This is a genomic window from Georgenia ruanii, assembly GCF_009193175.1.
Classification (GTDB): domain Bacteria; phylum Actinomycetota; class Actinomycetes; order Actinomycetales; family Actinomycetaceae; genus Georgenia; species Georgenia ruanii.
Window position 1 is genome coordinate 14,571 of sequence record NZ_VUKE01000030.1, and the last position, 13,446, is coordinate 28,016.

Annotated in this window: 12 protein-coding genes and 2 pseudogenes; 11 read left to right on the forward strand and 3 right to left on the reverse strand. The window is 66.4% G+C overall.

All coding sequences use genetic code 11. From position 1 onward, the window contains the following. The first annotated feature begins 21 nt into the window (after positions 1-21). The gene (locus tag GD880_RS19550; RefSeq protein WP_152233283.1) at positions 22-1,167 is read left to right on the forward strand and encodes a thiolase family protein; all 1,146 of its coding nucleotides are present in this window, start codon (positions 22-24) and stop codon (positions 1,165-1,167) included. 331 nt (positions 1,168-1,498) lie between these two features. Next, positions 1,499-1,816: an enoyl-CoA hydratase-related protein gene (locus tag GD880_RS21215; protein WP_226909851.1), complete on the forward strand. Its 318-nt coding sequence runs from the start codon at positions 1,499-1,501 to the stop codon at positions 1,814-1,816. 835 nt (positions 1,817-2,651) lie between these two features. Here GD880_RS21215 and GD880_RS21220 read toward each other — a convergent pair. Beyond that, positions 2,652-3,208: pseudogene (locus GD880_RS21220) on the reverse strand (nuclear transport factor 2 family protein). Here GD880_RS21220 and GD880_RS19570 point away from each other — a divergent pair. Next, the gene (locus GD880_RS19570) at positions 3,209-4,435 is read left to right on the forward strand and encodes an NAD(P)/FAD-dependent oxidoreductase (RefSeq protein WP_152233287.1); all 1,227 of its coding nucleotides are present in this window, start codon (positions 3,209-3,211) and stop codon (positions 4,433-4,435) included. It abuts the pseudogene before it with no gap. 170 nt (positions 4,436-4,605) lie between these two features. Further along, the gene (locus GD880_RS19575; RefSeq protein ID WP_264372305.1) at positions 4,606-5,238 is read left to right on the forward strand and encodes a histidine phosphatase family protein; all 633 of its coding nucleotides are present in this window, start codon (positions 4,606-4,608) and stop codon (positions 5,236-5,238) included. A 181-nt stretch (positions 5,239-5,419) separates the two neighbouring features. Here the strand turns inward: GD880_RS19575 and GD880_RS21225 are convergent, their stop codons facing one another. After that, a complete protein-coding gene (locus GD880_RS21225) occupies positions 5,420-5,632 on the reverse strand; it encodes a PEP-utilizing enzyme (protein ID WP_226909848.1) in 213 nt (70 codons plus the stop codon). Between the two features lie 161 nt (positions 5,633-5,793). Between GD880_RS21225 and GD880_RS19585 the strand changes: the two genes are divergently transcribed. Beyond that, positions 5,794-6,264 carry an SDR family NAD(P)-dependent oxidoreductase gene (locus GD880_RS19585; RefSeq protein WP_193314615.1) on the forward strand — a complete coding sequence of 157 codons (471 nt, stop codon included), beginning with the start codon at positions 5,794-5,796 and terminating at the stop codon, positions 6,262-6,264. Here the strand turns inward: GD880_RS19585 and GD880_RS19590 are convergent. Then, a protein-coding gene (locus GD880_RS19590) for an IS3 family transposase (protein ID WP_152233290.1) occupies positions 6,229-7,496 on the reverse strand; the annotation gives its coding sequence in 2 pieces (ribosomal slippage) (positions 6,229-7,145 and positions 7,145-7,496; 1,269 coding nt in all). The two genes, GD880_RS19585 and GD880_RS19590, sit on opposite strands and share 36 nt — an antisense overlap. A gap of 43 nt (positions 7,497-7,539) precedes the next feature. Here GD880_RS19590 and GD880_RS19595 point away from each other — a divergent pair. From GD880_RS19595 to GD880_RS19620, 6 genes and pseudogenes are all read left to right on the forward strand, one after another. Next, positions 7,540-7,953 (forward strand): SDR family oxidoreductase, encoded by a 414-nt coding sequence (locus GD880_RS19595; RefSeq protein WP_193314616.1) that lies wholly within the window; start codon positions 7,540-7,542, stop codon positions 7,951-7,953. A 235-nt stretch (positions 7,954-8,188) separates the two neighbouring features. Continuing rightward, positions 8,189-9,217 (forward strand): ABC transporter substrate-binding protein, encoded by a 1,029-nt coding sequence (locus GD880_RS19600; protein WP_152233292.1) that lies wholly within the window; start codon positions 8,189-8,191, stop codon positions 9,215-9,217. A 49-nt stretch (positions 9,218-9,266) separates the two neighbouring features. Beyond that, positions 9,267-10,433 carry an ABC transporter ATP-binding protein gene (locus GD880_RS19605; protein WP_152233293.1) on the forward strand — a complete coding sequence of 389 codons (1,167 nt, stop codon included), beginning with the start codon at positions 9,267-9,269 and terminating at the stop codon, positions 10,431-10,433. After that, positions 10,433-12,133 (forward strand): ABC transporter permease, encoded by a 1,701-nt coding sequence (locus tag GD880_RS19610; RefSeq protein ID WP_152233294.1) that lies wholly within the window; start codon positions 10,433-10,435, stop codon positions 12,131-12,133. Before GD880_RS19605 ends, GD880_RS19610 begins: the two co-directional genes overlap by 1 nt. A 115-nt stretch (positions 12,134-12,248) precedes the next feature. Then, positions 12,249-13,079: a TIGR03619 family F420-dependent LLM class oxidoreductase gene (locus tag GD880_RS19615; RefSeq protein ID WP_226909849.1), complete on the forward strand. Its 831-nt coding sequence runs from the start codon at positions 12,249-12,251 to the stop codon at positions 13,077-13,079. 34 nt (positions 13,080-13,113) lie between these two features. Beyond that, a pseudogene (locus tag GD880_RS19620) lies at positions 13,114-13,446 on the forward strand (hypothetical protein); the annotation flags it as partial.

The following is a 13,446-nucleotide window of genomic DNA, read 5'->3' on the forward strand; positions in this document are numbered from 1 at the left end:
CGGTCGACAGGGAGTAGCACCATGAGAGACGCCGTCATCGTCGAGATCGCCCGCACGCCCGTCGGGCGCCGCAACGGGAGCCTAAGCGAGGTGCACCCAGCCGACCTGTCCGCCACCGTCCTGAACGCCGTGGTCGAGCGCAGCGGAGTCGATCCGGCGCTGGTCGATGACGTCGTCTGGGGCTGTGTGAGCCAGGTCGGTGAGCAGGCCAGCAACATCGGTCGCACGGCCGTCCTCGCTGCCGGGTGGCCGGAGACGGTTCCAGCCACCACCGTGGACCGCCAGTGCGGCTCGAGCCAGCAAGCGCTGCACTTCGCGGCAGCTGGCGTGGTCGCGGGCCACTACGACATCGCGGTGGCGGGGGGAGTCGAGGCAATGACCCGCGTGCCGATGGGGTCGACCGTCGAGCCCGGCCCCGGGTTCCCCATGCCAGAGTCGGTGCACGAGCGCTACGGCGTTCGCTTCAACCAGGGCATCGGTGCCGAGATGATCGCGAAGAAGTGGGGGATCAGTCGTCAGCAGGCCGACGAGTATGCGCTCGAGTCCCACGAACGTGCGGCTGCTGCTATCGACGCCGGTGCCTTCGACTCCCAGGTCGTTCCGGTAGACATCGCGGGTGGGGTGTTCAGTCAGGACGAGGGTGTACGACGCGGCTCGACCCTTGAGAAGCTCGCTGAGCTGAAGCCCGCGTTCGACGAGGACGGTCTCATCACGGCGGCCAACTCCTCCCAGATCTCGGACGGTGCCGGCGCGATGCTGGTCATGTCGAGCGAGAAGGCCGCCGAGCTGGGGCTAACCCCGCTAGTGCGCGTACACACGTCGGTCGTGGTCGGCAGTGATCCCGTCATGATGCTGACTGGGCCGATCCCGGCGACCGCGAAGGCACTGGCCAAGTCGGGTCTCGGAATCGGGGACATCGGGGCGTTCGAGGTAAACGAGGCCTTCGCCCCGATCCCCCTGGCCTGGTTGGCTGAGACGGGCGCGGACGTGAAGGTGACGAACCCCCTGGGTGGCGCGATCGCATTGGGGCACCCCCTGGGTGGGTCCGGCGCGGTGCTGATGGCTCGCCTCGTCAATCACATGCGCGACAACGGCGTGCGCTACGGACTCCAGACCATGTGCGAGGGTGGCGGTCAGGCGAACGCCACCATCGTCGAGCTCCTCTGACCGGAGGCACCCAGGATCGTGCAGGAATGCGCGGAGATCACGCACCGCGACGACCGTGCGGTCGCGACGATCACACTAAACGGACCGGATAAGGGCAACGCTTCACCCACACGGTGGCGGGGCAGGTGGTCGATACCCTAACCCGGGCGGACGTGGACTTCGGCGTCCCAGCCGTCGTCCTCAGGGGCAGCGGGCGCCACTTCCTGCGTCGGTGCCGACCTCTCGGAGGGCAGGTTAAATTCCGCAGCCCAGCTGAAGGGCGGCACCAAACCCGAGGCGGAAGGTCGATCCGGCGGCGTGACGTGAGCCGGCGGGCGTGGTGACGATGCGCATGCTCCATGAACACCCGGTGATTGCAGTGATCAACGGCAACGCTGTCGGGGCGGAAATCTCCCTGACCGTGGCGGCGGGCTCCAGGCTCCTGGCCGAGAGCGCGAATGCGGCGTTCGAGTTGGTCTCGCGGGGCATCACCCCTGAAGGCGGCGCGCACTGGTTCCTGCCGCGGATCGTCGGGGGTTCCCACGGCGCTGGACTGGCTCCTCACCGGCCGCCTGGTCGAGGCGCAGGAGGCGCTGACTGCGGGGTCTGGTGCGGAGCGTGCACGGTGCGGACGAGGTGGTGCCGGCCGCCCGGGCGCTGGCGCGCGTGATCGCCGAGAACACCGCCCCTGTGGCTGTTGCGCTCGCGCGACAGATGCTTTACCGGATGTCACCGCTGCCGGAATCCGCGGCAGGTGCACGAGGTCGAGTGGCGGCTCATCCAGCACCTCACCCGTCTCTCCACGCCGGCGAGGCGGTCGCGAGCTTCATGGAGCGGCGTCGCACCGCGTTCCCGGACCGGGGCCCGACCGATCTGCCGCAGTTCCTGCAGTGGGTGTCCGATGCAGTGCACTGGCTTCTTCGAGCGAGAGGTGGCGGCCTCGTTCGCCGACAACGCCGCTCGGGGACTGGGAATCGCGACGGTCTCGGAGCTGGATGACGCCGGGTACGTCGAGCGCGGCCCTGGTTGCTCAAACTGAACGAGCTTGGCCTTCCGAGCCCCCGAGGTCGGCAAGACGTGGGGTCGCGGCGGCTACGACGCGCGTGAGCAGGCCAACGCCTTCGGCCTCGGCGAGGGCAGGGGCACCGCCCGACGACGTGTGCGAATGTCGCTCAACCACGTACCCGGGACGTTCGTCGCGGCCGGGGCCAGGAGCAGCAGGAGAAGTACATCCGTCCCGCCATCGCAAGGGCCGTGTGGTGCCAGGGTTTCGGTGGGCCGGGTGCCGGATCAGCCCCCGCCTCGCTCGAGCCCCGCGCCGTATAGACGGAGCAGGAGGGCGGCGGGTCTCGGGCCAGAAGCTCTGGTCTTGCCAGGCGGCTCACGCGGAGCACTGTCTCTCCTGGCGCGCACCGACCCCGATGCACCCAACTACCGTGCCATCACCTTCGTGATGGACGTGGAGGCCACGGGCGTCACCGTACGGCCGAGGCAGTTCACGGGCCCTAGGCGTCTGCTCGGCCTCGCGGGTGGAGGACCTCCGGGTTCCCGTCGGTCCACGTCACTTCCAGGCGTCGGTGTGTGATTCGCCAACCCTCGGTGGTCATGAGCAGCCGATCGGTGTAGGTGCCGCCCACCAGGTAAGTGTCGCCGCCGGTGGTTCCGCGCCTCAGGTGCTGCGCCTGAAAGTAGCACCTGGCCGCGGCGGTCATGCCGTCGACCGAGACGTGGTGGTTGCCGAGCAGGTGCTGCGTGCGGTCTAAGGGCGTGACCACGTCCTGGATCATCGCAACGAGGGCGTCGCGGACTGCGGCTCGAGGTCGTTGTATTCCCACGCCACGTCGTGCGCGAAGTAGCTGCGCAACGCCTCCCAGTCCCGGTCGTCGATCGCGAACGCGTAGGTGACGGCAACGTCGACGATCTGGTCGGCGGCTGAAGAGCTGGTCTCGATCACAGTGTCCTCGCTGCGGATGAAGGGATGTCTAGTACTCAATAGTAGGTGACTCTGAGGTACGATGGCTGCGTTGCAGCCCGACCAGCACCTCGCAGAACGGTGAGCCACATGCAGTCGCGAGTACTCCGATCGATCGTGGTCGTCGGTGCCGGACTGGGAGGGCTCCGAACGGTTGAAAACCTACGGAGTCGCGGACATCGGGGCCGCATCACGCTCGTCGGTGCGGAAAGCCGGCCGCCCTACAACCGACCGCCCCTCTCAAAGGACGTGCTGGTGGGTTGTCGGAGTCTTGACGACACCGCCCTCAAGGATCCGGCCTGGTTCGAGGCGGAGGACGTTGACCTACGTCTCGGGGACCCGGCCGTGCGATTGGACACGGACAAACGCAGTGTGGTCACGGCGTCGGGGGCGACCTACAAGTACGACTGCGCCGTCATCGCCGCGGGGCTCGTCCCCCGCTGGTTGCCCAGCACCCAAGGGTTGGCGCGCGTCCACGTGTTGCGGTCGGCCGAGGACCTTCTCTCGCTCCGCGCCGATGTTGCTGCGTCCCGCAACGCTCTTGTCGTGGGCGGTGGCTTCATCGGGTGTGAGGTGGCGACCTCGCTCGTCGAGCTGGGACTGGACGTCACGCTGGTCGAGCCGCAGCCCACCCCCCTTGCGGTGGCGTTGGGGGAGCGCGCCGGTGCCCTGGTCGCACGCCTCCACCGAGCGGCGGGTGTCGACGTGCGCTGTGGTGTGCACGTGGAGTCGGTCGAGTCCACCGGTGACGGCGTTGAGGTGACCGTGAGCGACGGGCGCCTAGAGCGCTTCGACCTGGTCCTGTGCGGCATCGGCTCCGATCCCGCCGTCTCGTGGTTGGAAGACAGCGGCGTGCGCGTCGGTGACGGCGTGCTCTGCGACGAGAGCGGCCGCACCAGCGCCCCGGGGGTCTGGGCACTGGGAGACATCGCGGCTTGGTCCCGACCCGGAGGGGGTCACCATCGTGCCGAGCACTGGACGAGAACGGTCGACCAGGCAAGAGTGGTGGCGGCTGCGATCCTGGGTGAACCAGTAACGACGCAGCCCACGCCTGCCTACGTTTGGTCCGACCAGGCCGGTTTGAAGATCCAGATCATTGGCGAGACCAACCGTGCCGACGAGGTCGTCGTCCTGGAGGACGACCGGCGGAAGTTCCTGTGTGCATACGGCGTCGCCGGCCGGTTGGTGGGTGTGGCGGGAGCCGGAGTGCCCGACAAGGTCGCCCGGCTGGGCCGTCTCGTCGCGGAGGATGCGGCACTGCAGGACGCCCTCGCTCAGCTCCAGGCGCGCGGACCCCAGCACCTCGCGGGACTTTGAGCGTCCCGAGACTCATCGCCCCGTCCAACCGAAGGGGCCCGGACCGACCACCGCCGAGCACTCCGCACGTCTGCACCACTACCTAGGAAGGCACTCCACCGATGTCAGATGTCGTAGAGGCACCCACGTCAGTTCGCCCCGCGCAGGTCGGCGCGACCGACCTGCTGATCGTGCGCCACGGCGAGTCAGAGTCCATCGCCGAGGGGGAATGCTTCCCGAAGTGGAATGGCCACGGCGACCCCGCGCTCCACGAGCGCGGCGAGGAGCAGGCGCGCTTGCTCGCGGACCGGCTTGAGGACGTGGAGATCGCCGCGATCTACGTCACTCCGCTGCAACGCACCGCGCAGACGGCGGCACCGCTCGCTGCCCGCAAGGGCATCGTGCCACGCGTCTCCGAAGACCTGCGCGAGGTGCACCTCGGCGACTGGGACGGCACCGGGATGCTGCGAACGTTGTCGTCGGACCACCCCGTGGTCGCTCAGATGCGTGCGGAGGAGCGGTGGGACGTCATCCCGAACGCTGAGCCTGCGGATCAGTTCCGGGCGCGGATCCAGGCCGGGGTGTCGGCCATCGCGGCCGACCACCAGGGGAAGACGGTGGTGGTGGTGGCGCATGGAGGCGTCATCGGTGAGATCTTCGCTCTCGCGTCCCGGGCGGAGCGGAACTTCGCCTTCGTGGGCGCCGACAACTGCTCGATCTCCCACCTGATCGTCGACGGCGACGGTCGGTGGATCGTACGGCGGTTCAACGACACGTCACACCTCCGACGCAGCTTCAACCCTGCCGCACTCGCCCTGACCTGATCCGATTCCTCTCGATCCGTGCGGGCGAGCGGGCGGGGCAGGAGCCCTGGCTCCTCAGTACGAGCGACCCGCCCATTCGGCCAAGGTCTACGCAGATGGTGTTCCTCGGTGGCGACCGAGACACGGGGAGGGCGCTCAGGAAGATCCCCCGGTCGAGCCGTCGCCGGTCACGTCTGCCCGCTCAGCGCCGTCGCGGTGACCTCCCCGCAGCCCACGCACGGCGTCCCGAGCTCGCGACTGACCATGGGGGGTGGGAGGTTGAGCCACTGATTTCGGTGATGATGGCACTCGCCACGACCATGTCGGCGACGTCGTCGGGGTCGATCGTCGGGCGGGTCAGCATGACCGACTCACCCTCATCGGCGTTCGGCTTCACCTGGAGCACGACGCGCATCTCTGCTTCCGACAGGCGCCGCACAGCCTGGAACTGTTGCTCGAATGTCGGACGAGCACCGGAGGCGTTTGTCCGCGGCTCTGGGAGTGGGCGGGGGAGGCCGAGGTGCTCTGCTCCCCGAGCGTTCCAGCGAACTCTTCCGAGGGAAAGGTGACAAGAAGGTGACAAAGAGGCTGCAGGGCAAGGTGGCGGTCGTTACCGGCGGCGCGAGCGGTATAGGTGAAGGCATCGTGCGACGCCTGGTGGCCGAGGGTGCGGTCTGCGTGATCGGCGATATTGACGATGCCGGGGGCGAGAGGATCGTCGGCGACCTGGGGCGGTCTGTGCGGTTCGTCCGCGCGGACGTGACGAACGAGGCTGACGTCGAGGCATTGATCGACGAAGCTGTCACCGCACATGGACGACTCGACGCGATGGTGAACAATGCCGGCGTCGACGGCGTCGGGGGAAGCATCATGGACGTCGAGCTCGATGCCTGGGAAAGCACGCTGGCGGTCTTGCTACGAAGTGTTTTTCTCGGAACCAAACACGCGGCCCGCGTGATGATGCGGCAGGGTGGGGGGGCCTTGACCCCGGAACTTGGACACGGGGTGGGATTACGCGGCGGGCGCGAGCGTAGCAGCGTGGTGTGACTCGTAGGCGGTCGGTGACTGGTAGCCGCACCAGGAGTGCCGTCGTCGGGTGTTGTAGCGCACGATCCATCTGAAGACCTGGCGGCGGCAGGTGGCCTCGTCGGGCCAGACGTGCTCGTCCTGGAGGACCTCGCGTTTGAGGGTCGCGTTGAACGACTCGGCGAGGCTGTTGTCGGCGCTTGTGCCCACGGCCCCCATGGACTGGGTCACGTCGAGCTGCTTGCAGAGCTTGGCGAAGTCCTTGGAGGTGTAGACCGAGCCGTGGTCGGAGTGGAAGATCACGCCGGCCAGTGCTCTCGAGCCGCCCCGGGTCGCGGCGGCGGCCTTGAGTGCGTCCTCGACGAGGCTGGTGCGCATGTGGTCGGCCAGCGACCAGCCGGCCAGGCGCCGGGAGTAGCAGTCGATCACCGTGGCCAGGTACAGGTTGGTGCCGTCGGCGAGCGGGAGGTAGGTGATGTCGCCGACGTAGCGCTGGTTCGGCGCCTGGGCGGTGAAGTCGCGCCTGAGCAGGTCGGGCACCTTCTGCCCCGACGGCTCGGGGATCGTCGTCCTGACCCGCCGCCGCCTCTGGTAGGCGCGGATGCCGTGCTCGCGCATCACCCGCGCGACCCGCTTGTGATTGATCCGCTCCGCGGCGGCGACCGTGTCGTTGAGCTCCGCGGTCACCCGTGGCGCCCCGAGGGTGTTGTCCTGGCCGTGGATGGCCCGGATCTTCTCGGCCAGCTCGGCGCCGGCCCGGGCCGCCCGCGCCGGCGCCCCTGCCTTCCAGGCGTAGTAGGACGAGCGCTCGATCTCGACGAGCTCACACAACCGCTTCACCTCGAAGGCGTGCTGGTGGTCAGCGACGAACTGGAAGCGGCTCACCAGTTCGTCTCCCCGGCGAAATACTTCGCCGCCGACCGGAGGATCTCTCGCTCGGTCGTGAGCTTGGTCCGCTCGGCCTCCAGCTCACTGACCCTGGCCTCGAGCCGGGCGATCCGCTGCCCGTCGGTCTCATCCGGCGCAGCGGACGCCGACGGCGCCGGCGGCGCCTGCGCCTTGAGCGGACTGGAGGTAGGCGTGCCGTCGGCAGCGGTCTTCTTGCCGGTCCCGTACAGGCCGAGCCAGTGGCGCAACGTGCCCCGCTCGACGCCCAGGTCATCGGCGATGCCACGCACCGTCGCGCCCGGGGTGGACTCGTACAAGTCGACGGCCTGCCGACGGAACTCATCGGAGTAGTTCTTGCGGGCCATGGTTCTTGATTCTCGCTCTCTCCCGCACGATGCGGGATTCAGCGTGTCCAAGAACCAGGGTCAGGGCCCGGGCACGATCCTCAACACAGCCAGCGTCGCGGGACTTCGAGCGGGTCTGGGCCAGCACGCGTATACCGCTGCCAAACACGCCGTTGTCGGTCTCACGCAGTCTGCGGCGGTCGAGCTCCGCGGCTACGGTATCCGCGTGAATGCATTGGCGCCGGGGGGAGTCGCAACCCCGTTGTTGACCGATGTGATCACCGGCGGCGACATGGAGTCGGTGCGGTCGGCCCTGGAGTCGAGCTACGGCCGCGCACCCACGCCTGCAGACGTTGCGGCTGGGGCGGTCTTCCTGCTCAGCGATGAGGGTTGGTTGGCAAACGGGAGCATTCTCGTGCTGGACGGGGCCAACGATGTCCCTGCCGATCGCGCGCTCGACCGCTTCGCGCGGCAATAGGCTGCCCAGGTACCTGGTGGCAGAGGTGGCCGGACCAGAAGTAGGAGAGGGCCCTAGCGGGCCGACGCGGTGATGGCCGAGCTTCCGAGGAACCCCTCGTGGATTGGGCCGGGACCAGTTCGGTAAGAGCCCCAAAACTCGGGTTGCCAATAGTAGGTCATCCGACTATAATCGGGGCTGCCGTCTCATTGTCGAGGCGAAGACGAGCCCCTCGAGGGGTCTAGGGAGGCACAGCATGCGCATGCGAAATGTTGCCGGAACCGTCACCGTCGCCATTGCCGTCGCGATGTCAGCCGCGGCGTGCGGCGGGTCTGACTCGACGAGTGAACTGGTTGTCGGTGGATGGAATGCCATCGTCGAGGCGGCCGAGAAGGAGGGCAAGGTCACGATCTACGGCTCGCAGGGCGACACCCAGCTCGCGGACTTGAAGGAGAGGTTCGAGGCCGAGTACGACATCGACGTCGATGTCGTGCGAGGAGGTGACGGCGACCTGGCAGCGAAGGTCGACGCCGAGGCGCAGACCGGTCGGGGCGCAGCGGACCTCTGGTTCGCGGCCAGCGACCCGATGATCATCGCCGCCGATGACAAGGGATACTTCGTTTCACCGGTGGGCCCGGCATTCGAAGCTGACGAGGTCGCCTGGGATGTCATTTCGCCGAAGGGGACGTACTTCACCTCGAACTCCGGAGTGCTGACCATTGGGTGGAACGTGAATGAGCTGCCTGAAGGCATGACCGACTACACGGACTTCTTGAAGCCTGAGATGAAGGGGCGCTTCGGGGTTATCGAACCTCTAGCTGCGGCCTACGTAGACTTCTATCTGTGGCTTGAGGAGAACTACGGCGACGGTTTCGCCGAGGAGTTGGCGGCGCAGGAGCCGAAGGTGTACACGAGTACGCTCGCTATGGCAGAAGCAGTGGTTTCCGGTGAGATCGCTGCCGCGACGTTCGTGCAGCCGCTGACGTCTCAGATGGAGGCGGGTGCTCCGGTCGATTGGGGGATCGGGGCGAAGGGGTACTGGGGGCCTGCTCTGAAAGGCGGGGTGCTCAGTTCAGCACCGAACCCGAACGCCGCGCAGGTGCTCGCGAACTTCATCGTGACAAGGGGTGGGCAGGAAGCGTTGGGTCGTGATGGTGGATCCATCTTGCCCGATATCGAAGGAGCGGTCGGCTCCGCCGCCGAGGCACGGATTTCCGATAATGAGATTCTCACCCCCGAAAAGGTGAGCGTGTTCCAGGACGATTGGCGGAGGTCGTTCCAGTGAGATCGACGTCAATCCGTGGCAGTGCAGCGTCCTCGGGAGTGAGTGAGAGATGACCGCCGCCGTCACGATCACAGGGCTGAGCAAGCGGTTTCACGGTCGTTCACGGACGAGTACCCCGGTGATCGACGATCTCAACCTCGAGGTGCGTGAGGGAGAGTTCCTCGTTCTCCTTGGACCGAGTGGATGCGGAAAGACGACGACTCTTCGAATGCTCGCGGGACTGGAGGCGCCGGACGCGGGCAGGATCCGCATAGGTGACCGCACCGTGTTCGATCGTGAGGAGCGGGTGAAGCTGCCGCCCGACAAGCGCGATATCGGGATGGTATTTCAGACGTATGCGCTATGGCCGCACCTGACCGTCCGCCAGAACATCGCGTACCCGCTCAAGGTGCGTCGTCGCAAACGCGAGCTCGCGGATGGATGGGTGGAGCGAGTCGCGGCGCTGGTCGACTGTGGAAGCTTGTTGGACCGCTTCCCTGGCCAGCTGAGTGGCGGGCAGCAGCAGCGCGTTGCGCTGGCGCGGGGACTCGTCGCCAGGCCCGGACTGGTGCTGATGGATGAACCGATGAGCAACCTCGATGCGAAGCTGCGGGACCAGGTCCGGACGGAACTGCACGAGCTGCATCGTCGGTTGGGCTTCACCGCCGTGTTCGTCACACACGATCAGGCCGAGGCCTTCGCACTGGGCGACCGGATGGCGATCATGCGGTCCGGGCGGATCGAGCAGCTGGACACTCCGGAGGGCGTGTTCGGGGCCCCCCAGACGGAGTACGTGGCCGACTTCATCGGTATGTCGAACCGGTTGATACTGCAGCGGAACGGCCGCTTTTGGACGACGCACGGAGTCGATGTCGTCGGTTTCGACGGCGGGCCACACGCCGAGTCCACCAGCCTCGCGTATCGCCTCCGCCCCGACCACCTGGCGGTGCTACCGCGTGACTGCGAACCAGCTCCCGACCTCACTGCCATGCGTGCCGAGGTCCTCGACGTCCAGTACGGCGGAGGGCACATCGATGTCGTGCTCGCGGCCGACGGCGACCGACTCGCTGCGCGTCTGCCGGCGGACATGTCGACGAGCTGGCTCCGCTCGAGCGTTCCGCATGCTGTTGTGCAGGTCGCCTTCCGCGCAGAGGACGGTCGCGCGTACACACTCAGGCCAGACTCCGAGGATCCGGCCGATATCGACTATCCCGCCCTCGAGGAAGTCGCCGGCTGATGGCGGCCCTTTCCGCCAGCCCCCGCGCCTTGCTTCGGGTCCGAGCGACGGGGCTGTGGCAGCGCCTCGCCGTGCTCGCTGTCGTCGTGGGCCTAGCGTACTTGGTCGTGGTCCCCCTCTTTCGTTTGCAAGAGCTGGCGATGGCAGACGGCGGCCGGGCGTATGGGGATGCCGTCGGCAACGATCGGGTGATCGACGCGCTGGTGACAACGATCGTTCTCGCACTGGGTTCGCTCGCTATCGCCATGGTCCTGGGCACCGCTCTCGCGTTCACAGCAACTCGGCTCCCTAGCCGATACCGGTTCTTGCGTGCGCTCCCGCTCCTGCCGATTGTGGTCCCCTCTGTCGCCAGTGTCGTCGGCTGGGCGTTCCTTCTGTCGCCGGGGCCCGGCTACCTGAATGGTCTGCTACGCGTGCTCCCTTGGTGGGATCACCGCTCGGAGGGGCCTGTTGATGTGTACACGCTTCCTTGGATCGTGATCATCACGGGCTTCGGTCTGGTTCCGTTCGCCTACACGTTCATGAACGCGGGACTCCAAAATATCGGATCGGATCAGATCGAGGCCGCGCAGGTGTCCGGTTCGTCGCAGCTGGGCGTGTTCTTCCGGGTCGTTCTGCCGTTACTCCGGCCCTCTCTCGTGTACGGCACAGGCGTGTGTCTTTTGCTGGCCCTCGGCCAGTTCGCTCCGCCACTCTTCCTTGGTGCAAACGAAGGAATACGCGTCCTCACTACCGAGATCTACCGTTCGGTCTCGCAGGCGCCGGTCGACTATGGAATCGCCGCGGCCATCGGAAGTCCCCTTCTGGTCTTCGGCGTGGTCGTGGTCTTCGTGCAGAAGCTTGCGCTCGGCGATCAAAGCCGATTTGTCACGCACGGCGGCAAGGGGTTCGTCGCCCGTGATCGACCGTCGAAATGGGCCGTCTGCTCGATACTCTCGTTTTCCCTCGTAGCGACCGTGCTGCCGGTCATCGGCCTCGTCATCGTGGCGATGTCCCCATTCTGGAGCGGCGCCCCCTCGTTCGACTCCATGACCCTCGACAACTTCCGCACGGTAATTAACGACTCCGCAATTGTGGAAGCGATCAAGAACAGCCTTTTGCTCTCGCTCACCGCTGTTCTGATCACTGTGCCCATAGGATTCTTCTCGGCAGCTTTGATCTTGAGAGGTAGCAGGTACCCTGTCTTGCGTCAGGTGCTGGATCTCGTCGTCTCGCTCCCGCTGAGCGTGCCAGCGGTGGTGTTCGGCGCAGGTTTCCTGCTGGCATACACCCAAGCGCCCCTGGTCCTATACGGGTCTCGGACTGTGCTGGTGCTGGTTTACGTCACGCTGATGTTGCCGTTCGCGACGCGAATGCTGCTCACCGGCCTGATCTCGCTGGGACAGGGATATACGGAGGCCTCGCGAGCCAGTGGAGCATCGGCATTGAGCACCAGCGTGCGCATCACCCTTCCGTTGATGCGCACGAGCATCGCGGGGGCCCTCGCGCTGATGTTCGTCCTGCTCACCCATGAATTCACTGCGTCGCTCCTGGTCCGGGCACCTACGACCCAGGTGATGGGCACGATCTTGTACGACTACTGGACAAATGGTTCCTACCCCACCGTTGCCGCAGTCGCGCTCCTCATGACGGTCGTGACCGCGTTGGGTGTGGCGGTCGCCACGGCCGTCGGCGGCCGCAACGTTCTCAGCCGGCTGTGATCTCGAGTTGCAGCCACAGCCACAGCCACAGCCACAGCCACAGCCACAGTCCGCAGAAGGGTGAACGACCATCGGAACTGTCGGAATTTCCATCTACGACCTTCCGTCCCAGGAGGTGCTTGAGCTCGCCAAGGTTGCGGACGAATGCGGCTTCGATGGACTGTGGGTCGGAGAGCACATCCTGAATCCTGTCGACTATGGGAGCGACCATCCGAGCGAGGACGGTGGCGTCGAGCTGGCCCGGCCGGTGATCGACAAGAGCACCGAGCTGATTGATCCGCTCGTGACCTTCGGTGCGGTCGCCGCTGCGACAGCTCGACTGCGGATAGCCACAGGCGTCTACTTGGTCCCGCTCCGTCATCCGCTCGCTACCGCACGGGTGACAAGCACGCTCCAAGCCTTGGCCGGCGGACGGTTTCTGCTCGGGGTCGGGGCCGGATGGCTCCGGGAGGAGTTCGACGTCCTCGGCATCCCCTTCGCCGAGCGGATCGGCCGCCTCGAGGAGGCCCTCGACATCCTCCGTAAGGCATGGAGCGCCGAGGAGTTCTCTTACGACGGTCGGTACTTCTCGTTCGACACGGTGCAGATGAACTCCGAGCCCGTCGCCGTTCCCGTCGTCATGGGCGGAAACGGCCCGAAAGCCCTCGCTCGTGCAGCCAGGATGGGCGACGGCTGGTTCGCGTCTGGGACACCGACGTTCGACGAGGCCGTAGCGCTGCACAGTGACGTGTCGAGGCTACGGGCCATGCATGAGGACCTGCCTCCCCTTCAGTGCTTCGTGCGCACCAACGGCAGCTCCCGTAGAGACGTCGAACGCTATGCCGAGGCAGGCTTCGACAACGTTGTCATCTGGGCGGATCGCCTCTGGGTCGGTCGCTCTCTGGAGGAGAGGACCGCTCACCTGCGAGATTCCGCAGAGCGTCTCGGGCTGGCGCGATCGAAATAGCTACTGATCTCAACCAAGGAACGAGGCACACGAGATGACGACAACACGCGACCTGAGCGACGACTTCATGGTCCTGGTCAGGGATCAGTCGCAAGATCCGCGCCCGATCTACGATCGCCTACGTACGCGTGAGCCAGTCTTCTGGACACCTCTCGGGTTCTGGTACATCACCTCGTACGACCTGGCCAAGGATCTCGTCCGGCGACCGAAGACGTTCAGCAACGATCCTCGTCATTCTTCGGGCGGTGCTGGAGAGACCGGGGACCAGGGGCGCACCGACGTGGCCCGGTTCCACCAGGATCCCGACTCCCCGGCGTTCAAGGCGCTCCGCAGCATGCTGCTGTTTCCGCCGCTGTCGCGCTGGAAG